Raw genomic sequence first — 21,332 nt, 5'->3', positions numbered from 1 at the left:
CCCAGCGTAACGCGCGGGCCGGGCCACCGGCCGCCCCGCGCGCGGACGGCCCTGGGGAGCGGCCGAGGCACCGCGCTTCACAGCAGACTTCCAGGAGAACCCCCATGCCCATTTGCAAAGACCGTGTCGTCATCATCACCGGCGCCGGCGGCGGCCTTGGCCGCGCCTACGCCCTGGCCCTGGCGGCCGAGGGCGCCAAGGTGCTGGTCAACGACATCAATCGCGAGGCCGCCGCCGGGGTGGTCGCGCAGATCCGCGACCAGGGCGGCGAGGCCATCGCCGACAGCCACGACATCACCGATTACGCCCAGGCCGGCGAGATCGTGCGCCTCGCCCTGGAGCGCTTCGGCGCGCTGCACGTGCTGGTGAACAACGCCGGCATCTGCCGCGACCGCATGTTCGCCAGCCTCGGCGAAGCCGACTGGGACGCGGTGATGGCGGTGCACCTGAAGGGCCATTTCTGCATCGCCAGCCATGCGGTGAAGCACTGGCGCGAGCTGGCCAAGGCCGGGCAGGCGCTCAGCGCGCGGCTGATCAACACCAGCTCCGGCGCCGGCCTGCAAGGCTCCATCGGCCAGTCCAACTACGCCGCGGCCAAGGGCGGCATCGCCGCGCTGACCCTGGTCCAGGCCGCCGAACTGGAGCGCTACGGCATCACCGCCAACGCCCTGGCGCCGGCCGCGCGCACCGGCATGACCGAGCAGGTGTTCGCCGAGACCATGAAGAAACCCGAAGCGGGCTTCGACTACTTCGCCCCGGAGAACGTCGCGCCGCTGGTGACCTGGCTGGCCTCGGAAGCCTCGCAGCAGGTCAACGGCCGGCTGTTCGAGGTGGAAGGCGGCAAGCTGTCGATCGCCGATGGCTGGCGCCGTGGCCCGGAGTTCGACAAGGGCGCGCGCTTCGAGCCGGCGGAACTCGGCGGGGTGATCGAACGCCTGCTGGCCGAGGCGCGGCCGGCGCAGAAGGTCTATGGCAGCTGAGCCCCCGCGGGCCATCGCGCGCATCCGCGAGGGGCGCGCCGCCGCACGGCTGTCGATCGTCCAGGGCAAGCCGGACAGCCGCTGGCAGGCCGCCGAGGTCCTGCCGGAACTGATCGGCCTGGTCTACGAGGGGATCAACGAAAGCGAGCCCTGGTTCGGCCTCGCCGAGCGCCTGCGGCACCTGTACGCCGCCTGCAACGTGGCGATCACCCTGCACCATGCCGACGACCTGCCGCACGACACCCAGGTCATGTCGCTGGACCCGGACAACCGCACCGACTGGCTGTTGGCCGAACGGATCTACCGCGAGCGCTTCTGCCACATCGAGCTGCTGCGGCCGGAGTCGGTGGCGCCGGGGACGCTGGTGGAGTTCGGCGCCGGGGATGTCGAGCGCGAGTGCGCCGAATACTTCGTCTTCCTCGGCATCGGCCGTTGCCTGCGCACCTGCTTCGCCGAGCCCGGCGGCATGCGCTGCTGGGTGGACGTGGTGCGCCCACGGCAGTTGCCGGAACTGCCGTACTCCAGCGAGGAGCGGCGACTCTTGCAGCAACTGGTGGCGCACCTCAGCCGGGCGCTCGGGCTGTACGCGCGGATGCGCCGCCAGGAGACCGAGAAGTCGGTCTACGAGGGCAGCCTCGACCACCTGGTGCTCGGTTGCCTGCTGCTCGACGGCGATGGCCAGGTGATCGGCGTGAACCACGCGGCCAAGGCGATCATCGCCCAGCACCAGGGCATCGACGTCGCCCAGGGGCGGCTGCAGATCCAGGACCGCGAGGCGCACCAGGCCCTGGAGGCGGCCATCGCCAGGGCCATCGCCGCGCGGCGCCATCCACAAGCCAAGCCGCCGGGCGAACGGGTCCGCTGGCAGGCGCGCGACGGCGTGCTGCTGGGCCTGCTGGTCACGCCGGTGCCGCTGGCGCCGTACTACCAGGGGCGGCATGTGCCGAGCGTGATCCTGCACCTCTCGGAACTCTCCGAGAGCGACGCCAGCGCACCGGCCCCCTGCGGCTATTCGCCGGAGCTGATCGCCCAGCTGTTCGAGCTGACGCGGCAGGAAGCGCGCCTCGCCGCCTGGCTGGCGACCGGACGGACGATCAGCGAAGCGGCGGCGCAGATGGGCATCGCGGTGACCGCGGCGCGCAACTACTCGAAGAACATCTACGCCAAGCTCGGCATCAAGGGGCAGACCGATCTGGTGCGCCTGATGTGCAAGAGCAGCGCGCTGTTGCGCTGAGCGCAGCCCACGCCGATATCCCGCTTTCAGTACCAGTTGGTACTGGAGCGCGCCTCACGCTCCTCTCTAGCATCGAAGCGACTGAAGCCAGTCCCGGCTCGCCCGACAGGGGGCGCCGAGCGGCAACCTTCGCCGCGGAATTCAAGGAGTCGCGAGTGAACAGAAGCATCGAGCAGCATGCATCGGCCGGGCGGGTCGCGCAGTTTCCCGTGGCCCAGGCCTACGAGTCCGGCGTGGTGCCGATCCGCTTCAGCGGCTGGCCGGCCGCGCAGTTGTCGCCGGCCTACGCGGCGCTGGATCGCGACCTCGATAGCGACGTGGTGGTCATCGGTGCCGGCCTGGCGGGCGCCTCGCTGACCCTGCACCTGGCCGAAAAGGGCATCGAGGTGGTGCTGCTCGAAGCCGACCAGCCGGCCAGCGGCGCCTCCGGGCGCAACGCCGGGCACGTGCAGCCCTACCTCGGCTCGCTCGAACCGCTGCGCGCCCATGCCGATGGCGGACGGCGCTTCCTCGACACCTTCATCGCGCACCGCGGCATCGTGTTCGACCTGTGCCGCAAGCATGGCCTGGAGGCCGACGCCGCCCCCTGCGGCATGCTCGAAGCGGCCATCCGGCCGCACGCCGCCCTGGAGCGCCAGGCGCAGCAGTGGAAGGCGCTGGGCTATGACCTGGAGGTCGTCGGGGCCGACGCCCTGCGCGACATGCTCGGCAGCCCGGCCTACCGCCATGGCATCCACTGGCGCGAAGGCGGTCGGGTCAACCCCTACCTGTTCACCCATGGCCTGGTCGCCGCCGCCGTGCGCGGCGGGGCGCGGGTCTACGGCAATTCCTGCGTGCTGGCCTGCGAGCGCGAGGGCGCCCGCTGGCGCGTGCGCACGGCCACCGGCAGCGTGCGCGCGGCGCGCGTGGTGATCTGCACCAACGGCCACGCCGGCAACGCCTTCTTCCCCGAGCTGAACCGCACCCAGTTCCCCCTGGTCGCCTGCGGCCTGGCCACGCGCCCGCTGCCCAAGGCGCTGCTCGACGCGGTCAACCCGGCGCGGGTCGCCCTCATGCAATACCCCGCCGGCCTCTATCCGCTGGTGATCGACGGCCGCGGCCGGCTGGTCACCGCGACCATTCCCGGCCCCGGACGGGCGCAAAGCGCGCAGACCCACTTCGACTACTTCCTGCGTTACCTGCGCCGCACCTATCCGGCGCTGCGCGAGGCGCCGATCGAGCTGGAGTCCTACTGGACCGGCATGACCGCCAACTCCTCGGCGGTCTACGAGGCTTCCTACCCGAAGCTGTTCCAGGTCGCCGATGGCGTGCTGGCGCTGATGAACCTCGGTTCCTGGGGCAACGTGATGGGCCCGCTGCTGGGCATGAGCCTGGCCGGGGCGCTCGCCGAGGATCGTCCTGACGCGGCCCTGCTGCCGCTGGAGACGCCCAGGGCGGTGCGTTTCCAGGGCCTCTTCGAGACCAAGATCCGACGCGTGATGATCCCCGTGGCGAGGCTGGCGGACCGGCTCAAGCTGGTCTGAGCGCGCCCCCGGGATCTTCCGCGCCGATAGTGAGAATGGCTTTACACAACAACTAAAACGAGAGAGGTAAGCATGACGATCTTGCTGTTGGGTTGCGGTAATGTCGGGGCCAATGTCGCGCGTCAACTGGTGGCGCGACACCCCGAACTGGATTACGTAGTCGCCGATCTCAATCTCGGCAGCGCCGAAAAGCTCGCGGCGGAACTGGGCGGCAAGGTGCGTGCGGCCAAGGCGGATGTCCTCGATCCGGCCTGCCTGGATGCGCTGTTCGATGGCGTCGATCTGGTGTTCAACGCCGTCGGCCCGTTCTACCGCAGCGCGGTCCCGGTCATCGAGGCGGCGCTGCGCGCGCGCGTCGATTACATCGATATCAACGATGACCACGACGTGGCGGAAACCCTGTTCCTCGACCCGTCGTTCCAGCAGCGCGCGCTCGACGCCGGGATCAAGCTGATCATCGGCTGCGGCTCGACGCCGGGCCTGAGCAACGTGATCGCCAAGATGCTCGTCGACCGCCTCGACGTCGCCCGGGAAATCCATCTGGCCACCGCCGTGCCCTTCGTTCCCGACCTGCTCTCGCCGGCGGTGATCGACCACATGATGCACATCACCTGCGGCGAGGTGCAGCAGTTCGTCGATGGCCAGTACCGCAAGATGCCCGGCTGGGGCGGGCGCCTGGAAGTGCCCTACGCGGCGCCGTTCAAGGCCTATCCGGCGTACTTCATCGGCCACGGCGAGACCGTGACCCTGCCGCACTTCATCAAGGGTCTGGAGCAGGTCACCAACCGCCTGGGCTTCTTCCCCGAAGCCGGCTCGGAGATCTGGCGCTCGATGATCGACCTGGGCCTGGGCCGCACCGAAGTGATCGAGGGGCTGGGCATCTCGCCGCTGAAATTCCTCACCCACCACCTGTCCAGCGAGGTCGGCCGGCAGAGCCTGTGCCTGGACCTGTCCAACGAGCCCTGGGCGGTCGCCATGCGTGTCGAAGTGCGTGGCCTACGCAACGGCGCCGAAGTCTGCAGCGTGATCGAACAGCACCTGCAACTGCCCGTCGAGGAGACCGAGGACAGCACCGCCGACCCGACGCCGACCTGCGCGCGCCTGTTCATCGAGGCCTACCTGGCCGGCCAGGTCAGCGGGCAGGGCCTGCTGGCGGCGGAGAGCAGCGTGGACGCCGAAGCCTACGTGCGCGCCTTCGCCGAACAGACCGGCGCGACCTTCATCGCCAGCGAAACGCAAATACAGCGCGATCTCTACGCCTGAGGGCGCGCCGTCCGCCCGCCGGGCGGACCCCGGATTGCTACCTGTCGAAGCCGACCGGTCTGGCCGCCGCGCGCGGCCGGGCCTTCGCAGAAGAAGAGGACAATATGAAGATCCTATCGCGTAGCGCGCTGCCCCTGGCGGCGCTGTTGATGCTGACCAGCCAGTGTGCCTTGGCGGCGGTCAGCGCTGTCGAGGCGGAAAAGCTCGGTCGTGAACTCACCTGTATCGGCGCCGAGAAAGCCGGCAACGCCGATGGCAGCATTCCCGCCTACAGCGGCGCCTGGCTGGGCACGCCGCCCGGCCTGCATTTCGCCGGCGTGGGCACGCGCCATCCCGATCCCTATGCCTCGGAAAAACCGCTGTACACCATCACCGCGCAGAACATGGCGCAGTACGAGGCGCGTCTCTCCGATGGGCAGAAGGCGTTGCTGCACAAGTACCCGTCCAGCTTCGCGATCCCGGTCTATCCCACGCACCGGGATTTCCGCTACGACGACTATCGCTGCGATATCACCCGCAAGAACGCCGTCAGCGCCGAGCTGGAAGACGGCAACATGGGCGAGCGCGCGTTGCGCGGCGGCACGCCTTTCCCGATCCCGAAGAACGGTGACGAACTGCTGCGCAATATCCTCCTGCCGGCCTATGCCGCCGAGGAAGACGCGGTGTACGACCAGGCCGTGGTCTATCAGGACGGCAAGATCGCCTGGGGCCAGATGCGCTTCGAGATCCTCGACCTGACCGGCGACGACTATCACGGCCAGCCCACCGACGGGGTCTTCGCGCTGTCGCGGGTGACCACGCTGAAGCCGGATCGGCAGAAGGGCGAAGTGTCGCTGACCTACACCTATTTCAACGAGGCGAAGAACCCGCAGACCAGTTGGCAATACAACCCGGGCACCCGCCGCGTGCGCCAGTCCCCCGGCTATGGCTTCGACATTCCGCTGGGCGTCGGCGGCTTCCGCACCATCGATGACGATCGCCTGTTCAACGGTTCCCCCGAACGCTACAACTGGAAAATGCTCGGCAAGCGCGAGATGTACGTGCCCTACAACGGCTATCGCCTCGAAGCCGAAGGGGTCAAGTACCAGGACCTGCTCAAGGTCGGCAGCATCGATCCCAGCGTGATGCGCTACGAGCTGCACCGTGTCTGGGTGCTGGAAGCCACCCTGAAGGAGGGCTACCGCCACCAGTACGCCAAGCGCGTCCTGTACATCGACGAGGACTCCTGGAACGCCATCATGGCGGACAACTACGACGCCCGTGGCCAGCTCTGGCGCACCAACTTCCTCAACAGCTACTACGCCTACGGCGCCAAGGTGTTCCAGGCCGGCGTCACGGTCTATCACGACCTGGTTTCCGGTTCCTACCTGGCCGACCGGCTGACCAACGAGGGCGCGCCGCCGCGGGTCAACGGCGACCGCCTCAAGCCCTTCATGTTCACCACCGACATGCTCCGCCAGGCGGGCAAGTGAACGCGCCGGGCGCGGCGCCCGGACACGGCTTTCTTCACTGACATATTCCATATGAACGCACCCCGGCGACGGCTCGTCCGTCGCCAGGGGGGCTGCTGCGCGGCCGTCGGACACCCGTAGAGGTGCCACGCCGGCGTGGCCGAACAGGAGGTTGTAGATGAACCATTTTGCAAGCGGTGCGGTAGGGGGATCGGGCGGTCTGCGCGGTGGCCGTTGGTTGCAGTGGATGCTCGGCCTGACGGTGATTCCCTTCGCCGCGCCGGCGTTCGCGGGCACCTTCAGCCTCGGCGAAGAGGTCAATGTCGATTACATCATCAACCTCAGCTACGCCGCGGCCTACCGCCTGCGCGACCCGTCGCAGACGCTGGTCGACGGGCCGACCGACCCGGCGACCGGGCTGTCGAGCACGGTCAACTCGGATGACGGCGACCGCAACTTCAAGCGTGGCAGCCTGATCAACAATCGCCTGTCGCTGCTCGGCGATTTCGACATCAAGTACCACAACTACGGGGCGTTCCTGCGCGTCAGCAGCTTCTACGACGATGTCTACCGCCACTACAACGACAACGACTCGCCCGACACGGTGAACAAGAGCGGCGACCACGACCAGTTCACCTCGCGCGCGCGCAAGCTCGAAGAAAACCGCACGCGCCTGCTCGACTCCTATGTCTACGGCAGCCTGCAGACCGGCGACGAGTCGATGCTCAACCTGCGCCTCGGGCGCCAGGTGGTGCAGTGGGGCGAGAGCCTGTTCTTCCCCAACATCGCCGGCGCCCAGTCGCCCGCCGATGCGACCAAGGCCAACGTCCCCGGTACCGAGGTGAAGGACATCCTGCTGCCGGTCGGCCAGGTCTCGGCGCAGTGGCAGTTGACCCCGCTCTTCGGTGTCTCGGCCTATTACCAGTACGAGTACAAACCCACCGAACTGGACCCGGTCGGCACCTACTTCTCCTATACCGACGTGGTCGGTCCAGGCGCGGAGTTCATTCGCGCGGCGCCGGGCTTCAACATCCCGCGCGGTCCCGACCGGCATCCGCGCGACAGCGGCCAGTGGGGGGTGAGCACGCACTTCGCGGTGACCAGCGAGAGCGACATCAGCCTTTACTACCTGCGCTACCACGACAAGAACCCCAACGTCGAAGTGAACTACCAGGACATGCTCCCGGTGGATTACAGCGTGGTGTACTTCGACGACATCTCGCTCTACGGCGCCAGCTTCTCGACGCGCCTGGGCGACGTCAACCTGGCCGGCGAGGTCAGCTACAAGGAGGGCGTGCCGGTGCTCGTCGACTCGCCGCTGGGCTCCGTGGCGACCCGCGCCGATGCCACCCAGTCGAACCTCTCGGCGATATACCTGCTCGGCCCGCGCTGGTTCTCCGAGCAGACCACCTTCATCGCCGAAGCCAGCTACCTGCACGTCAACCAGGTGGACCCCTACGGCTTCGCCGGGGAGCGCTACGACCAGCTCACCAATAGCCGCAACTCCTGGGCCTACCAGCTGATGGTGACGCCGTCCTGGAACAACGTCATCGACAGCTGGGACATGACCATGCCGCTGTCCTTCGCCCAGCAGGTCAAGGGCGCCGCCGCCGTGGCCGGGGCCTTCGGTGGCCTGGTCGGCGAGGGCGACAAGCGCATGAGCGTCGGCGTCACCGGCAAGTACCTGAACAACCTGGAACTGGGCCTGACCTACAACGGCTTCCTCGGCAGCCCGAACCTGGAGAAACGTCCGTTGGCCGACCGCGACTACCTGGCGTTCAGCGCCAAGTACAGCTACTGAGGAGGGTGCCGGCGATGAATCCGCTGTCGTTGGTTTTCGCGCCTGGCACGGCCCCCGTGGCTGGCCGCGCAGGGAGGCGTTCGCCATGAGGACGATCGTAGGGCTGGGGGTATCCCTGCTCGTGGGGCTGGCCGGCGTGCTGGCGTTTTCCCCGCGCGCCATGCCACCCATGCGGCCGACGCAGATCCCGGTCGAGCGCATGCAGATCGACTCGATCAAGGCGAGCGCCGCCGGGCTGGTCATGGCCGGCGAGCTGGGGCACATCCAGTTCTCGCCCGACCAGGGCCGGACCTGGAGCGCCGCGAGCGTGTCGCCGCAGCGCCAGGCGCTGATCACCCGCCTGGTGTTCGCCGATGCTCTCCACGGGCTGGCGCTCGGCCATGAAGGATGGATCCTGCGCACCAGCGATGGCGGCAAGAGCTGGACGGAGTCGGCGTTCCTCAGCGACGCCGGCGAACCGCTAATGGACGCCGCGCGCCTGCCGTCGGGCGACTGGCTGGCGGTTGGCGCCTTCGGCCGGGTGCTGCGCTCCGCCGATGGCGGGGCGCACTGGGCCGGCGAGGCGATTCCCGGACTGGCCGACTGGCACCTGAACGGCATCGCGGCGTCCGCCGACCGCCGCCAGTGGCTGATCGTCGGCGAGGCGGGCAGCGTCCTGCGCTCGCTCGATGGCGGCGTCCACTGGCAAGTGGTCGAGCCGTTCTACTCTGGCTCGCTGTATGGCGCGGTCAGCCTCGGCGGCGCCAACTGGGTCGCCTACGGCATGCGCGGGCAGGTGTTCCGCAGCCTCGACGGCGGCCTGCACTGGTCGCCGGTCCAATTGCCGCGGCCGGCGTCGCTGTACGCCGCCGCCGTCGCCCCGGACGGCACGCTGTTGCTCGCCGGCCAGGGTGGCGTGGTCCTGGCCAGCCGCGACGGCGGCGCCTCGTTCCAGGTGCTGCGCGAGACCGGCCAGGAGAACCTCACCGACCTCTACCTGCCGTCCGCCGGGCCCTTGCTGCTGGCCAGCGATGCCGGGCTGCGCAGCATGCCCTGGCCGGGCGGCGAACCGCCGGCCAGCGGCCAATCCCCGACCACCCCGCCGCATCAGGAAATGCCGTGATGACCGCTTCGACCACTTCGATCGCGCCGATCGCCCTGACCCGTACCGAGCGCCTGGTCGCCGCCCTGGCGCGCGGCCTGATCGCCCATCGCCTGGCCCTGGGGCTGCTGTTCGTGCTGCTGACCCTGGGCCTCGGCGCCTCGGCGTTGCACACCCGCCTCGATCCGGGCTTCCACAAGCTGATCCCGGTCAGCCATCCCTACATGGCCGCTTTCCATGACCACGGCACGACCTTTTCCGGGGCCAACCGCATCATGGTCAGCGTGCACTGGAAGGGCCCGGGGGATATCTACAACGGCGAGTTCCTCAACGTGCTGCGCAAGGTCACCGACGAGGTGTTCTTCATTCCGGGGGTGAACCGCAGCCGCGTGCGCTCGCTGTTCACCCCCAACGTGCGCTACATCGAGGTCACCGAGTCCGGCTTCACCGGCGACGTGGTGGTGCCCGCGCACTTCGAGGCCGATGCCGCCGGGCTCGCGCAGATCCGCTCCAACGTGGCCAAGTCCGGCGAGATCGGCCAACTGGTGGCCAACGACCTGCGCTCGGCGATGATCCAGGCCGACCTGCTGGAAGTGGACCCGCAGACCGGCAAGAAGCTCGACTACGCCAGCGTCGCGCGCAAGCTCGAAGCGATCCGCGCGACCTACGGCAGCGAGCGCATCGACATCCAGATCGTCGGCTTCGCCAAGATCATGGGCGAGGTGATGGACGGGCTGACCAGCGTGGAGACCTTCTTCGCCATCGCCTTCGCCATCACCCTGCTGCTGCTGTGGTTCTACAGCCGCTCGCTGAAGCTGACCCTGCTGGCGATCACCGTGGCGCTGCTGCCGGTGATCTGGCTGCTCGGCCTGCTGCCGCTGCTCGGCTACGGCATCGATCCGATGTCGGTCCTGGTGCCGTTCCTGATCTTCTCCATCGGCGTCTCCCACGCCGTGCAGATGACCAATGCCTGGAAGCAGGAGGTACTGGCCGGCGCCAGCCCGCGGCAGGCGGCGGAGGGTGCCTTCCGCAAGCTGGCGGTGCCGGGCACGGTGGCGCTGCTGGCCAACGCCCTGGGCTTCATGGTGATCATGGTCATCGACATCCCGATCGTCCACGAACTCGGGCTGACCGCCTGCCTGGGCGTCGGCCTGATGATCGTGACCAACAAGATGTTCCTGCCGATCATCCTCTCGCACCTGCAACTGGAGCGCGACGCCCGCCGTCAGCCGCTGGCGCCCGGCGCCCGGCACCGCGTCTGGTGGGCGCTGTCGGCGCTGGCCGAGCCGGGCCCGGCGCTGCTCAGTCTCGCCGCGATGGCCGTGCTGCTGGCGCTGGGCACCTACTACTCGCGCTTCCTGCTGACCGGCGACGTCGGCGTCGGCGCGCCGGAGCTGCGCGCCGAGTCGCGCTACAACCGCGACAACGCGGCGATCGTCAACAACTACGCGATCGGCATGGACGTGCTCTCGGTGTACGTCGAGACCAGCGGGCTGGAAGAGGCCTGCCTGAACTGGGAGGTGATGAATGCGGTGGAGCGCTTCGACCTCTACATGCGCGGTGTCGACGGCGTGCAATCGGTCAGCACGGTCGCCGGCGGGGTGAAGCTGTACGTCGCGGCGAACAACGAGGCCAACCCGCGCTGGGCCGCGCTGCAACGCTCGGAAGCCGCCCTGCGCACCGGCGGCGGCGCGGCCAACCCGGAGCTGGGCCTGAACACCGAAGGCTGCCGCACGATCAACCTGCTGGTGTACCTCAACGACCACCAGGGCGCGACCCTCAAGCATGTCACCGAGGAAGTGGAACGCTTCATCGCCCAGGAGCACAGCCCGCTGCTGCGCTTCCGCCTGGCCGGCGGCAACGGTGGCGTCGCGGCGGCCACCAACGAGGCGGTCGAGCACGCCGAGGTGCAGATGCTGGCGTCGATCTTCTGCGCCATCGCCTTGCTCTGCTGGATCACCTTCCGCTCCTGGCGCGGGGTGCTCTGCGTGATCGTGCCGCTGATGCTGGTGACCATCCTCTGCAACGCGCTGATGGCCTTGCTCGGCATCGGCCTCAAGGTCGCCACGCTGCCGGTGATCGCGCTCGGCGTGGGGGTCGGGGTGGACTACGGCGTCTATCTCTACGAGCGCATGCAGCATGAGATGGCCGACGGCCTGTCGCTGCGCGAAGCCTTCTACGAGGCGATGCGCCAGCGCGGCACCGCCGCCGTGTTCACCGCCGTGACCATGTCGATCGGCGTCGGCACCTGGGCATTCTCCGCGCTCAAGTTCCAGGCCGACATGGGCGTGCTGCTGGCCTTCATGTTCCTGGTCAACGTGCTGGGGGCGATCTTCCTGCTGCCGGCGCTGGCCGTCTGGCTGGGCGTGGGCCAGCGGCAACGGACTTCCAGTCAGCTCCAGGTCGGCCGCGGCCTGCTGGGCGACTGAGTCGGGTTATCCCGGGGGCGCGCGGCGCAAGGGTATCGCCAGTGCGGGGCAGGTTTGGGAGGCGGGGCCCTGCCTGCCCCGGACACCCGAGCCGGCGCGCCCCCGGGTCCATTTCAATCGTCCATCCGGACTAGTCAGCGCATAGGATTCCCGGTGCCGGCTGACGCGCCAGACTGCTCGCCACCAGGGGCGCTGCCCCGAGAGCGACAAGAAGGCAACCTTATGGAATTCGCGTTCAGCGATGAGCAGGAGATGATCCGCGAGTCCGCCGAGGGTTTCCTCGCGGACGTTTCCGCTTCCGCGGCAGTGCGTGCCGCCATGGCCAGCGAGCTGGGCTACGACCCGGCACTCTGGCGCCGCCTGTGCGGCGAGATGGTCTGGCCGGCCATTCACATCCCCGAGCAGTACGGCGGGCTGGGCCTGGGCTTCGTCGAGCTGGCCATCCTCCTGGAGCAGATGGGCCGACGCCTGCTCTGTTCCCCCTTCTTCGCCAGCGCCTGCCTGGCCACCCCGGCGCTGCTGCTGGGCGGCAACCAGGCGCAGAAGGCGCACTGGCTGCCGCGCCTGGCCGATGGCAGCCTGACCGCCAGCCTGGCGTTCTCCTCGAACGGCCGCTGGGACCTGGACGCGGTGCAGGCCAGCGCCCGCGCCGAAGGCTCGGGCTTCGTCCTCGATGGCGTGCTGCGCCAGGTGGTCGATGGCCATAGCGCCGGCCTGCTGATCGTCGCCGCGCGCGGCGAGCAGGGCATCGAGCTGTTCGCCGTGGCGGCGGACAGCGCCGGCCTGCAGCGTTGCCTCAAGCCGACCCTGGACCAGACCCGGCGCCTGGCCGAGGTGGAACTGCGCCAGGTCTACGTCAGCGCCGATGCCCGCCTGGGTGCGCCGGGGCAGGGCGCGGCGCTGCTGGAACGCGTGCTGCAACTGGCCTGCGTGGCGCTGGCCGCCGAGCAGACCGGCGGCGCCCAGCAGGCCCTCGACCTGACCCTGGCCTATACCGCCGAACGCCAGCAATTCGGCCGCGCCATCGCCAGCTTCCAGGCCATCAAGCACCGCGCCGCGGACATGATGCTGGAGGTCGAGTGCGCGCGTTCCGCCGCCTACTACGCCGCCTGCGTGGCCGAGGAAGCGCTGGCCGCCAACGGCGACGCGACGGTGGCCGGCGAGTTGCCGCTGGCCGCCGCCCTGGCCAAGGCGCGTTGCTCGGAGGCGTTCTTCCACTGCGCCGCCGAAGCCATTCAATTGCACGGCGGCGTCGGCTTCACCTGGGAGTACGACCCACACCTGTATTTCAAACGCGCGCGGGCCAGCGAGGCCTTCCTCGGCGCGCCGTCCTGGCACCGCGAACGCATCGCCGCCGCGCTTTTGGGAGCAACCGCATGAAGATCCATTTCAGCGACGCGGACGAAGCCTTCCGCGCCGAGGTCGCCAGTTGGCTGGCGGACAACCTGGGCGGCGAGTTCGAGCCGTTGCGCTTCCGTGGCGGACCGGGCGACGAGCACAGCTTCCCCGAGCAACGCAAAGCCTGGGAGCGCAAGCTCGCCGAGGGCCGCTGGACCTGCGTCGGCTGGGCCGCGGAAGACGGCGGCCGCGGTCTGTCGATCAGCCAGCAGGTGATCTTCCACGAGGAGTACGCCCGCGCCGGCGGACCGGGACGCATGGGCCACATCGGCGAAGGCCTGGCCGGTCCGACCATCGCCGCCTTCGGCACCCCGGAGCAGAAGCGCCGGCTGTTGCCGGGCATCGTCGCCGGCCGCGAATTCTGGTGTCAGGGCTACTCCGAGCCGGGCGCCGGCTCCGACCTGGCCAACGTCAAGACCCGCGCCAGCTTCGACGCCGCCAGCGGCAAGTGGCGCATCAGCGGGCAGAAGGTCTGGACCTCGCTGGCCCACGAATCCGACTGGTGCTTCGTCATCGCCCGCAGCGAGCCGGGCAGCGTCGGCCACCAGGGCCTGTCGTTCCTGCTGGTGCCGATGGCCCAGCAGGGCATCAGCGTGCGCCCCATCGAACAGCTCACCGGCACCTCGGAATTCAACGAAGTGTTCTTCGACGACGCCGAGACCGCTGCCGAGAACCTGCTCGGCGCGCCCGGCGACGGCTGGAAGATCGCCATGGCCCTGCTCGGCTTCGAGCGTGGGGTGTCCACCCTCGGCCAGCAGATGCTGTTCCACAACGAGCTGGAAGAGATCATCCGCATCGCCAAGGCCAACGGCGCCGCCCGCGACCCGCTGCTGCGCCAGCGCATCGCCGAGGCCTGGAGCGGCCTGCGCGTGCTGCGCTACAACTCGCTGCGCATGCTCTCCGGCGCCCAGGACGGCACGCTGCGCCGCGAAGCGATGATCTACAAGCTGTGCTGGGCCAACTGGCACGTCGAGCTGGGCAAGCTGGCGATGGACGTGCTCGGCGCCGAGGCCGAACTGCTGGAGGGCGGGCCGTACCAGCTCGGCCGCCTGCAGTCGATGTTCCTCTTCAGCCGCTCCGACACCATCTACGGCGGCACCAACGAAATCCAACGCAACATCATCGCCGAACGCGCGCTGGGCATGCCCCGCGAGCCGCGCGTGCGCGCCTGAAGGAGAGGACTCCCATGAGCAGTATCCCCACCTACGTTCCCGGCCATGGCCTGCTGCGCGGCAAGTCGGTGCTGATCACCGCCGCCGCCGGCGCCGGCATCGGTTTCTCCGCCGCCCTGCGTGCCGCCGAGGAAGGCTGCCGGGCGCTGATGATCAGCGATATCCATGAAGGCCGGCTGCAGGAAGCGGCGCTGAAGATCCGCGAGGCCACCGGGCTGGACCAGGTCTACACGCGCGAATGCAACGTCACCGTCGAAGAGCAGGTGCGCGCCCTGGTGGCCGCCGCCGAGCGCGACCTGGGCGGTGTCGACGTGCTGATCAACAACGCCGGCCTCGGCGGTTCGCGGCTGTTGCTGGAGATGAGCGACGAGGAGTGGCAGCGCGTCCTCGACGTCACCCTCACCGGCACCATGCGCATGACCCGCGCCATGCTGCCGGCGATGATCGAGCGGCGCGCCGGGGTCATCGTCAACAACGCCTCGGTGCTCGGCTGGCGCGCGCAGAAGGAACAGAGCCACTACGCCGCGGCCAAGGCCGGGGTGATGGCGCTGACCCGCTGCGCGGCCGTGGAAGCCGCCGAGCATGGCATCCGCATCAACGCGGTGAGCCCGAGCATCGCCCTGCACGACTTCCTGCGCAAATCCGCGCCCAAGGAACTGCTCGACCAACTGGCCGCCCGCGAGGCCTTCGGGCGTGCCGCCGAGGTCTGGGAAGTGGCCAACGTGATGATGTTCCTGGCCAGCGACTACAGCTCCTACATGACCGGCGAAGTGCTGTCGGTCTCCAGCCAGAGGGCCTGAGCATGCCGCGTGTCTTCGAACATCCCGAGGCGCTGCTCGCCTGCGTCGGCGAGGAACTGGGCGTGAGCGCCTGGCTGCGCGTCGAGCAGGCGCGCATCGACCAGTTCGCCGAGGCCACCGGCGACCACCAGTGGATCCACGTCGATCCCGTGCGCGCGGCGAGCGGCCCCTATGGCGCCTGCATCGCCCACGGCTACCTGACGCTGGCGCTGGTCAACCTGTTCCTGCCGCAGATCGTCGAAGTGCGCGGCCTCGCCATGGGGGTGAACTACGGCTGCGACCGGCTGCGCTTCCCCAATGTGGTGAAAGCCGGCGCGCGTGTGCGCGGCCGCGCCCAACTGGTCGCCGCCGAGGCGTTGAAGGGCGCCGTGCAGGCGACCATCCGCGTCAGCGTCGAGATCGACGGCGAAGAACGCCCCGGCTGCGTGGTGGACACCATCAGCCGTTACTACCCGGCCTGAGGCGCGCGCCCCGGGCCTCCCATTGCGCCCCTCTGCCGCTGCCGGGAGAGGGCTGGGGACAAGGCGCCGCGCGCCTTTCCCGTCATCCATCGAGAGGAATTCCCATGAGAGAAGCCGTCATCGTCTCCACCGCGCGTACCGCCATCGGCAAGGCCTTCCGCGGCGCCCTCAACGACACCGAGGCGCCGGCCATGGGCGGCCATGTGGTGGCCGAGGCGGTGCGTCGCGCCGGCATCGAGCCGGGCGAGGTGGAGGATGTGATCATCGGCGCCGCCGCCCAGCAGGGCACCCAGGCCTACAACCTCGGGCGCCTCTGCGCCATCGCCGGCGGCCTGCCGCCGAGCGTCGCCGGGATGGCCGTGGAGCGTCAGTGCGCTTCGGGGCTGATGAGCATCGCCATCGCCGCCAAGGGCATCGTCTGCAACGAGCTGGACATCGCCGTGGCCGGTGGCCTGGAGTCCATCTCGCTGGTGCAGAACAAGCACAAGAACGCCTACCGCAACCAGTCCGCGGCGGTGCTCGCCAAGGACCCGACGGCGTACATCCCGATGATCGAAACCGCCGAGATCGTCGCCACGCGCTACGGCATTTCCCGCGAGGCGCAGGATGCCTACAGCCTGCGCAGCCAGCAGTTGACCGCGCGGGCCCAGCAGGCCGGGCGCTTCGACGCGGAAATCGTGCCCTTCGCCGCGCAGCGCCTGGTGATCGACAAGGCCAGCGGCGAGAGCCGCCACGAAAGCGTGTCGCTGACCCGCGACGAGTGCAATCGCGTCGACACCAGCCTGGCCAGCCTGGCCGCGCTGGAGCCGGTGTGGCAGGGCGGCCAGTGGAGCGGCGCGGGACGCTTCATCACCGCCGGCAACGCCTCGCAATTGTCCGACGGCGCCTCGGCGTCGGTGTTGATGGAGGCTCGCGAAGCCGAGCGCCGCGGCCTGCGCCCGCTGGGTATCTACCGTGGCCTGGCGGTGGCCGGTTGCAACGCCGACGAGATGGGCATCGGCCCGGTGTTCGCCGTGCCCAAGCTGCTCGCCCGCCACGGCCTGGGCGTCGAGGACATCGGCCTGTGGGAGATCAACGAAGCCTTCGCCTGCCAGGTGCTGTTCTGCCAGGAGCGCCTGGGCATTCCCGAGGAGCGCCTGAACGTCAACGGCGGCGCCATTGCCATCGGCCATCCGTTCGGCATGTCCGGCGCGCGCATGGTTGGCCACGCGCTGCTCGAAGGCCGTCGGCGCGGCGAGCGCTACGTGGTGGTGAGCATGTGCATCGGCGGCGGCATGGGTGCCGCGGCCCTGTTCGAAATCGCCTGAGGCGGGAGGGGAGATGGACACGCAACTGATCCGTCGGCGCATGGCGCGCTACGTGGAAATGGTCGATGCCGGCGATATCGACGGCATCCTCGGCCTGTATGCCGACGACGCGGTGATCGAGGACCCGGTGGGCACGCCGGCGCTGGTCGGCCTCCAGGCCATCGCGCGCTTCTACCGCGAGGGCCTCGGCCGCACCGAGGCCAGCGCGCAACTGACCGGCCCGGTGCGGGTCGCCGGCAACGGCTGCGCGGCCATGCCGATGCGCGTCGACCTGATGTGGAACGGCGAACCCTGCAGCCTCCACGTGATCGACGTGATGGAGTTCGACGACAAGGGGCGCATCCGCTCGATGAAGGCCTACTGGGGCGAACTCAACGTCGAGCGGCGCCCGGAGTGACGCCACCCGCCCGCCGCCCGCGCCAGTCCCGGCGGGCGGCGCGGCGGCCGCGCTACGGCACGGATCTGGCGCGGCGCTGAAAATCGGCGTTCTGCGTCTGCCCGCTTTCGTAGAAGGCCTTGAGGTTCGCGCCGATGCGTTCGACATTGCGCCGCAGCAGGCCGCCCAGCAGCAGCGTGGTCAGCCAGCCGCCGCGCAACTCGCCCTCCAGGCTCAGGCGCAGGCAGGTACGACCGTCGCCGCCGGGCTCCAGCGCATAGTGGAAATACGCCTTGCGGAAAGGGAAGGGCGGCCCCTGTTCGGCCCGGTGCAGGCGCAGGGCGAAGCCCTGGCCGTCGCGCCACTGGATCACGCTTTCGTCGAGGAAGGCGCCGCTCTTGAGGAACACCCGGCGGCTGGCGCCGGGGCCTTCCAGCGGGCCGGGGTGGCGCACGCTGCCGGTCAGGCCGGGGACGTAGTGCGGCGCCAGGGTCAGGTCGCGCAGGCGTTGCCAGGCCTGCGCCGGGGACAGCTCCAGGAGGCGTTCGTGGCGCACGCTGAACATGGCGTCAGGTGCGCGCCGTGGCGGCATCGAGGAAGCCCGGCCGCTCGCCGCCGCCGTGGACCGCCAGCTCGGCGCCGCTGACATGGGCGGCCAGCGGCGAGGCGAGGAACAGGCAGGCGTCGGCGATGTCTCGCGGCAGTGCCAGGCGCCCCAGCGGGATGGTCCGCGCGACCCGCTCCAGGCCGGCCTCGTCGCCATAGTGCAAGTGCGCCTGCTCGGTCTGGATCAGGCCGCCGATCACCGAGTTGATGCGCACCTTCGGCGCCCACTCCACCGCCAGCGAATGGCTCAGGTTGATCAGCCCGGCCTTGGCCGCGCCGTAGGCGGCGGTGCCCGGCGAGGGGCGGATGGCGCTGACGCTGCAGATGTTGATGATGGCGCCGCCGTTGGCCTGCGCCTGCATGCGCTGGTTGGCCAGTTGGCAGAGGTTCAGCGGCGCCAGCAGGTTGAGGCGGATGATCGCCTCGGAGAAGCGTGGCGAGGCGCTGGCGGCATCGGCATGGGGCGCGCCGCCGGCGTTGTTGACCAGCACGTCGAGGCGGCCGAAGCGTTCGTCGATGGCCGCCAGCAGCGCCTGCAACTGCGCGAAATCACGCACGTCGCAGGGCACGAACCAGGCCTCGCGCGTCCCCTGGCGGGGCAGCTCGGCGGGCGCTTCGCGGCCGCAGATGATGACCTCGGCGCCCTGTTCCAGAAAGCGCTGGCTGATGCCACGGCCAACGCCCTTGCCGCCGCCGGTGACCAGCACCACCTGGCCGCTGAAATCCAATGCATCGCTCATGACTGCTCCTCTCTTGCGATAAGGCTTGCAGCCTAGGTCGCCGGCGCCGCCGCGCCCACGTCCGAAGGGACTAGGGGGCGGCCGCGGCGCTAGTCCTCTCGGACGATGCCGCCGCGGCAGAGCCGCCGGAATAATCCCGGCGACCACGACCAGCCGAGGAACACCGCCATGGCCGCCTTGCCGAAAGGGCACTTCGTCACCCTCAACGATGGACTCCGCTTGCACTACCTCGACAGCGGCGCCGGCGAACCGCTGCTGTTCATCCATGGCAGCGGGCCGGGCGCCAGCGGCCACAGCAACTTCAAGCAGAACTACCCGGAATTCGCCGCCGCCGGCTACCGCGTGATCGTTCCCGACCTGCCCGGCTACGGCGCCAGCGACAAACCGGAAACCGACTACACGCTGGACTTCTTCGTCGCCGCCGTCAGCGGCCTGCTCGATGCCCTGGATATCCCCCGCTGCACCCTGGTGGGCAATTCGCTGGGCGGCGCCATCGCCCTCAAGCTCGCCCTCGACCAGCCGCAGCGCGTCGCGCGCCTGGTGCTGATGGCGCCCGGCGGGCTGATGGAGAAAGAGCAGTACTACCAGCAGATGGAAGGCATCCAGCAGATGGGCGCGGCCTTCGCCAACGGCGAGCTGAACGATGCCGCGGGCATGCGCCGGCTGCTCTCGCTGCAACTCCACGATGCCGCGCTGATCAGCGATGAAACGGTCGACGAGCGGGTCGCCGTGGTGCGCGAGCAACCGCGCTGCGTGCTGACCCGCATGCAGGTGCCGAACCTGGCCGCGCGGCTGGGCGAGCTGAGCTGCCCGATCCTCGGCTTCTGGGGCATGGACGACAAATTCTGCCCGGCCAGCGGCGCGCAGACGCTGATGGGCGCCTGCCGCCACATCCGTTTCGTCCTGCTCAGCGAATGCGGGCACTGGGTGATGGTCGAGCACCGCGCGCTGTTCAACCGCGAAACCCTGGCCTTCCTGGCGGAGGGCGCGGCATGAGCGAAGCCTTGCGCGAACATCACGCCGACATGCTCTACCAGGCGCTGCTCAACGGCTGCACGCTGGCGCCGCTGACCGAGCGCTGGGCGGACATCGGCATCGAGGATGCCTATGAGATTTCCCGGCGCATCCTGCAGCGCCGCCTGGCCGCCGGCGACGAACTGGTCGGCAAGAAGATCGGTGTCACTTCGGCGGCGGTGCAGCGCATGCTCGACGTGCACCAGCCGGACTTCGGCTTTATCACGCGGCACATGTGGTTCGCCGATGGCGCCGACATTTCGCTGTCGGAGAACCGCCTGATCCAGCCGCGCGCCGAGGGCGAGATCGCCTTCCGCCTGAAGTCCGACCTGTGCGGGCCGGGCGTCACCGAAGCCGACGTGCTGGCCGCCAGCGAGTGCGTGATGGCCTGTTTCGAGATCGTCGACTCGCGCATCCACGACTGGCGCATCCGCATCCAGGACACGGTGGCCGATAACGCCTCCTGCGGGGTGTTCGTGCTGGGGACGCGCGAGCGCGACCCGCGCGAGCTGGACCTGCCCAACCTGCGCATGCGCGTGTTCAAGAACGGCGCGCCGCTCAGCGAAGGCCTCGGCTCGGCGGTGCAGGGCAACCCGCTCACCGCGGTGGCCTGGCTGGCCAACACCCTGGGCGCCTTCGGCATTCCCTTCAAGGCCGGCGAGATCATCCTCTCCGGTTCCCTGGTCCCGCTGGAGCCGGTGGCTGCCGGCGACCGCTTCGAACTGGACATCGACGGCCTGGGCAGCGCCCGGGTGTCGTTCCGTGCATAGGAGTTTTCCATGAGCAAGAAACTCAAGGCCGCGATCATCGGGCCGGGCAATATCGGCACCGACCTGCTGATGAAAATGCGCCGTTCCGAGTGGATCGAGCCGGTCTGGATGGTCGGCGTCGATCCCGAGTCCGATGGCCTCAAGCGCGCTCGCGAGTTCGGCCTGAAGACCACCGCCGAGGGCGTCGACGGCCTGCTGCCGCATGTGCTGGACGACGATATCCGCATCGCCTTCGACGCCACCTCGGCCTACGTGCACGCCGAGAACAGCCGCAAGCTCAACGAACTCGGGGTGATCATGATCGACCTCACCCCGGCGGCCATCGGTCCCTACTGCGTGCCGCCGGTGAACCTGGCCGAGCATGCCGGCAACCTGGCGCTGAATGTGAACATGGTGACCTGCGGCGGCCAGGCGACCATCCCGATGGTGGCCGCGGTGTCCCGCGTGCAGCCGGTGGCCTACGGCGAGATCGTCGCCACCGTGTCGTCGCGCTCGGTCGGTCCGGGCACGCGCAAGAACATCGACGAATTCACCCGCACCACCGCCGGCGCCATCGAGAAGGTCGGCGGGGCCCGGCAGGGCAAGGCGATCATCGTCATCAACCCGGCCGAGCCGCCGCTGATGATGCGCGACACCATCCACTGCCTGACCGAGGACGAGCCGGACCAGGCGGCGATCCGCGAGTCGGTCCACGCGATGATCCGCGAGGTGCAGCGCTACGTGCCGGGCTACAAGCTGATCAACGGCCCGGTGTTCGACGGCAAGCGCGTCTCGGTGTACCTGGAAGTGGAGGGCCTGGGCGACTACCTGCCGAAGTCCGCCGGCAACCTCGACATCATGACCGCCGCCGGCCTGCGCACTGCCGAGATGTTCGCCGAAGAAGCCCACAAGGGCGCCCTGCAACTGCCCGCCCGCTGAGTGGAGAA

General features: G+C 69.3%; 19 protein-coding genes. 17 read left to right on the top strand and 2 right to left on the bottom strand.

The genetic code is table 11. From position 1 onward, the window contains the following. Positions 1 to 104 precede the first annotated feature (104 nt). The 14 genes from BLQ74_RS07375 to BLQ74_RS07310 all read left to right on the top strand — a co-directional run bounded on the left by BLQ74_RS07375 (position 105) and on the right by BLQ74_RS07310 (position 17,297). Positions 105 to 980, top strand: a complete 876-nt coding sequence (locus BLQ74_RS07375; RefSeq protein ID WP_090261890.1) for an SDR family oxidoreductase — start codon at positions 105 to 107, stop codon at positions 978 to 980. Next, positions 970 to 2,214, top strand: a complete 1,245-nt coding sequence (locus tag BLQ74_RS07370) for a helix-turn-helix transcriptional regulator (protein ID WP_090261889.1) — start codon at positions 970 to 972, stop codon at positions 2,212 to 2,214. The genes BLQ74_RS07375 and BLQ74_RS07370 overlap by 11 nt, the downstream gene beginning before the upstream one ends. A 155-nt stretch (positions 2,215 to 2,369) precedes the next feature. Continuing rightward, a complete protein-coding gene (locus BLQ74_RS07365; RefSeq protein WP_212633130.1) occupies positions 2,370 to 3,737 on the top strand; it encodes an NAD(P)/FAD-dependent oxidoreductase in 1,368 nt (455 codons plus the stop codon). A 72-nt stretch (positions 3,738 to 3,809) separates the two neighbouring features. After that, positions 3,810 to 5,000 carry a saccharopine dehydrogenase family protein gene (locus BLQ74_RS07360; RefSeq protein WP_090261888.1) on the top strand — a complete coding sequence of 397 codons (1,191 nt, stop codon included), beginning with the start codon at positions 3,810 to 3,812 and terminating at the stop codon, positions 4,998 to 5,000. Between the two features lie 104 nt (positions 5,001 to 5,104). After that, positions 5,105 to 6,472: a DUF1329 domain-containing protein gene (locus BLQ74_RS07355; protein WP_090261887.1), complete on the top strand. Its 1,368-nt coding sequence runs from the start codon at positions 5,105 to 5,107 to the stop codon at positions 6,470 to 6,472. A 157-nt stretch (positions 6,473 to 6,629) separates the two neighbouring features. Then, positions 6,630 to 8,252 (top strand): DUF1302 domain-containing protein, encoded by a 1,623-nt coding sequence (locus tag BLQ74_RS07350; RefSeq protein WP_090261886.1) that lies wholly within the window; start codon positions 6,630 to 6,632, stop codon positions 8,250 to 8,252. Between the two features lie 85 nt (positions 8,253 to 8,337). After that, positions 8,338 to 9,354, top strand: coding sequence for a WD40/YVTN/BNR-like repeat-containing protein (locus BLQ74_RS07345; RefSeq protein WP_212633129.1), 1,017 nt, complete (start codon positions 8,338 to 8,340; stop codon positions 9,352 to 9,354). After that, entirely contained in the window at positions 9,354 to 11,762 is a 2,409-nt protein-coding gene (locus BLQ74_RS07340; protein ID WP_090261885.1) for an efflux RND transporter permease subunit, read from the top strand. The genes BLQ74_RS07345 and BLQ74_RS07340 overlap by 1 nt, the downstream gene beginning before the upstream one ends. A 222-nt stretch (positions 11,763 to 11,984) precedes the next feature. After that, positions 11,985 to 13,142, top strand: coding sequence for an acyl-CoA dehydrogenase family protein (locus BLQ74_RS07335; RefSeq protein ID WP_090261884.1), 1,158 nt, complete (start codon positions 11,985 to 11,987; stop codon positions 13,140 to 13,142). Next, positions 13,139 to 14,332 carry an acyl-CoA dehydrogenase family protein gene (locus tag BLQ74_RS07330; protein WP_090261883.1) on the top strand — a complete coding sequence of 398 codons (1,194 nt, stop codon included), beginning with the start codon at positions 13,139 to 13,141 and terminating at the stop codon, positions 14,330 to 14,332. Before BLQ74_RS07335 ends, BLQ74_RS07330 begins: the two co-directional genes overlap by 4 nt. 14 nt (positions 14,333 to 14,346) lie before the next feature. Next, a complete protein-coding gene (locus BLQ74_RS07325) occupies positions 14,347 to 15,132 on the top strand; it encodes an SDR family oxidoreductase (protein WP_090261882.1) in 786 nt (261 codons plus the stop codon). Positions 15,133 to 15,134: 2 nt separating this feature from the next. Further along, positions 15,135 to 15,593 (top strand): MaoC family dehydratase, encoded by a 459-nt coding sequence (locus BLQ74_RS07320; RefSeq protein ID WP_090261881.1) that lies wholly within the window; start codon positions 15,135 to 15,137, stop codon positions 15,591 to 15,593. A gap of 104 nt (positions 15,594 to 15,697) precedes the next feature. Next, the gene (locus tag BLQ74_RS07315) at positions 15,698 to 16,900 is read left to right on the top strand and encodes an acetyl-CoA C-acyltransferase (protein ID WP_090261880.1); all 1,203 of its coding nucleotides are present in this window, start codon (positions 15,698 to 15,700) and stop codon (positions 16,898 to 16,900) included. 13 nt (positions 16,901 to 16,913) lie between these two features. Then, the gene (locus BLQ74_RS07310; RefSeq protein WP_090261879.1) at positions 16,914 to 17,297 is read left to right on the top strand and encodes a nuclear transport factor 2 family protein; all 384 of its coding nucleotides are present in this window, start codon (positions 16,914 to 16,916) and stop codon (positions 17,295 to 17,297) included. Positions 17,298 to 17,349: 52 nt separating this feature from the next. On the opposite strand, the gene BLQ74_RS07305 is transcribed toward BLQ74_RS07310, so the two are convergent. Both BLQ74_RS07305 and BLQ74_RS07300 read right to left on the bottom strand, forming a co-directional pair. Beyond that, a complete protein-coding gene (locus BLQ74_RS07305) occupies positions 17,350 to 17,841 on the bottom strand; it encodes an SRPBCC family protein (RefSeq protein ID WP_090261878.1) in 492 nt (163 codons plus the stop codon). Positions 17,842 to 17,845: 4 nt separating this feature from the next. After that, on the bottom strand, positions 17,846 to 18,622 hold the full coding sequence (locus BLQ74_RS07300; RefSeq protein WP_090261877.1) for an SDR family oxidoreductase: 777 nt from the start codon (positions 18,620 to 18,622) through the stop codon (positions 17,846 to 17,848). Positions 18,623 to 18,790: 168 nt separating this feature from the next. Between BLQ74_RS07300 and BLQ74_RS07295 the strand changes: the two genes are divergently transcribed. Genes BLQ74_RS07295 through BLQ74_RS07285 form a run of 3 tightly spaced genes read left to right on the top strand, consistent with a single transcriptional unit; the run spans position 18,791 to position 21,324 of the window. Next, positions 18,791 to 19,618: an alpha/beta fold hydrolase gene (locus BLQ74_RS07295; RefSeq protein ID WP_090261876.1), complete on the top strand. Its 828-nt coding sequence runs from the start codon at positions 18,791 to 18,793 to the stop codon at positions 19,616 to 19,618. Next, positions 19,615 to 20,406, top strand: a complete 792-nt coding sequence (locus BLQ74_RS07290) for a fumarylacetoacetate hydrolase family protein (protein WP_090261875.1) — start codon at positions 19,615 to 19,617, stop codon at positions 20,404 to 20,406. The genes BLQ74_RS07295 and BLQ74_RS07290 overlap by 4 nt, the downstream gene beginning before the upstream one ends. A gap of 9 nt (positions 20,407 to 20,415) precedes the next feature. Continuing rightward, positions 20,416 to 21,324 carry an acetaldehyde dehydrogenase (acetylating) gene (locus BLQ74_RS07285; RefSeq protein WP_090261874.1) on the top strand — a complete coding sequence of 303 codons (909 nt, stop codon included), beginning with the start codon at positions 20,416 to 20,418 and terminating at the stop codon, positions 21,322 to 21,324. Positions 21,325 to 21,332 lie beyond the last annotated feature (8 nt).

Source organism: Pseudomonas panipatensis, from assembly GCF_900099785.1.
Lineage (GTDB): Bacteria > Pseudomonadota > Gammaproteobacteria > Pseudomonadales > Pseudomonadaceae > Pseudomonas > Pseudomonas panipatensis.
This window is presented reverse-complemented; position numbering and strand designations above follow the sequence as displayed.

Bases quoted from the DNA above. Each gene is read 5' to 3' on its own strand.
- BLQ74_RS07340 (WP_090261885.1), top strand. From the start codon at position 9,354: ATGACCGCTTCGACCACTTCGATCGCGCCGATCGCCCTGACCCGTACC.
- BLQ74_RS07370 (WP_090261889.1), top strand. From the start codon at position 970: ATGGCAGCTGAGCCCCCGCGGGCCATCGCGCGCATCCGCGAGGGGCGC.
- BLQ74_RS07335 (WP_090261884.1), top strand. From the start codon at position 11,985: ATGGAATTCGCGTTCAGCGATGAGCAGGAGATGATCCGCGAGTCCGCC.
- BLQ74_RS07300 (WP_090261877.1), bottom strand. From the start codon at position 18,622: ATGAGCGATGCATTGGATTTCAGCGGCCAGGTGGTGCTGGTCACCGGC.
- BLQ74_RS07355 (WP_090261887.1), top strand. From the start codon at position 5,105: ATGAAGATCCTATCGCGTAGCGCGCTGCCCCTGGCGGCGCTGTTGATG.
- BLQ74_RS07350 (WP_090261886.1), top strand. From the start codon at position 6,630: ATGAACCATTTTGCAAGCGGTGCGGTAGGGGGATCGGGCGGTCTGCGC.
- BLQ74_RS07305 (WP_090261878.1), bottom strand. From the start codon at position 17,841: ATGTTCAGCGTGCGCCACGAACGCCTCCTGGAGCTGTCCCCGGCGCAG.
- BLQ74_RS07315 (WP_090261880.1), top strand. From the start codon at position 15,698: ATGAGAGAAGCCGTCATCGTCTCCACCGCGCGTACCGCCATCGGCAAG.
- BLQ74_RS07295 (WP_090261876.1), top strand. From the start codon at position 18,791: ATGGCCGCCTTGCCGAAAGGGCACTTCGTCACCCTCAACGATGGACTC.
- BLQ74_RS07375 (WP_090261890.1), top strand. From the start codon at position 105: ATGCCCATTTGCAAAGACCGTGTCGTCATCATCACCGGCGCCGGCGGC.
- BLQ74_RS07320 (WP_090261881.1), top strand. From the start codon at position 15,135: ATGCCGCGTGTCTTCGAACATCCCGAGGCGCTGCTCGCCTGCGTCGGC.
- BLQ74_RS07345 (WP_212633129.1), top strand. From the start codon at position 8,338: ATGAGGACGATCGTAGGGCTGGGGGTATCCCTGCTCGTGGGGCTGGCC.
- BLQ74_RS07290 (WP_090261875.1), top strand. From the start codon at position 19,615: ATGAGCGAAGCCTTGCGCGAACATCACGCCGACATGCTCTACCAGGCG.
- BLQ74_RS07360 (WP_090261888.1), top strand. From the start codon at position 3,810: ATGACGATCTTGCTGTTGGGTTGCGGTAATGTCGGGGCCAATGTCGCG.
- BLQ74_RS07285 (WP_090261874.1), top strand. From the start codon at position 20,416: ATGAGCAAGAAACTCAAGGCCGCGATCATCGGGCCGGGCAATATCGGC.
- BLQ74_RS07330 (WP_090261883.1), top strand. From the start codon at position 13,139: ATGAAGATCCATTTCAGCGACGCGGACGAAGCCTTCCGCGCCGAGGTC.
- BLQ74_RS07325 (WP_090261882.1), top strand. From the start codon at position 14,347: ATGAGCAGTATCCCCACCTACGTTCCCGGCCATGGCCTGCTGCGCGGC.
- BLQ74_RS07310 (WP_090261879.1), top strand. From the start codon at position 16,914: ATGGACACGCAACTGATCCGTCGGCGCATGGCGCGCTACGTGGAAATG.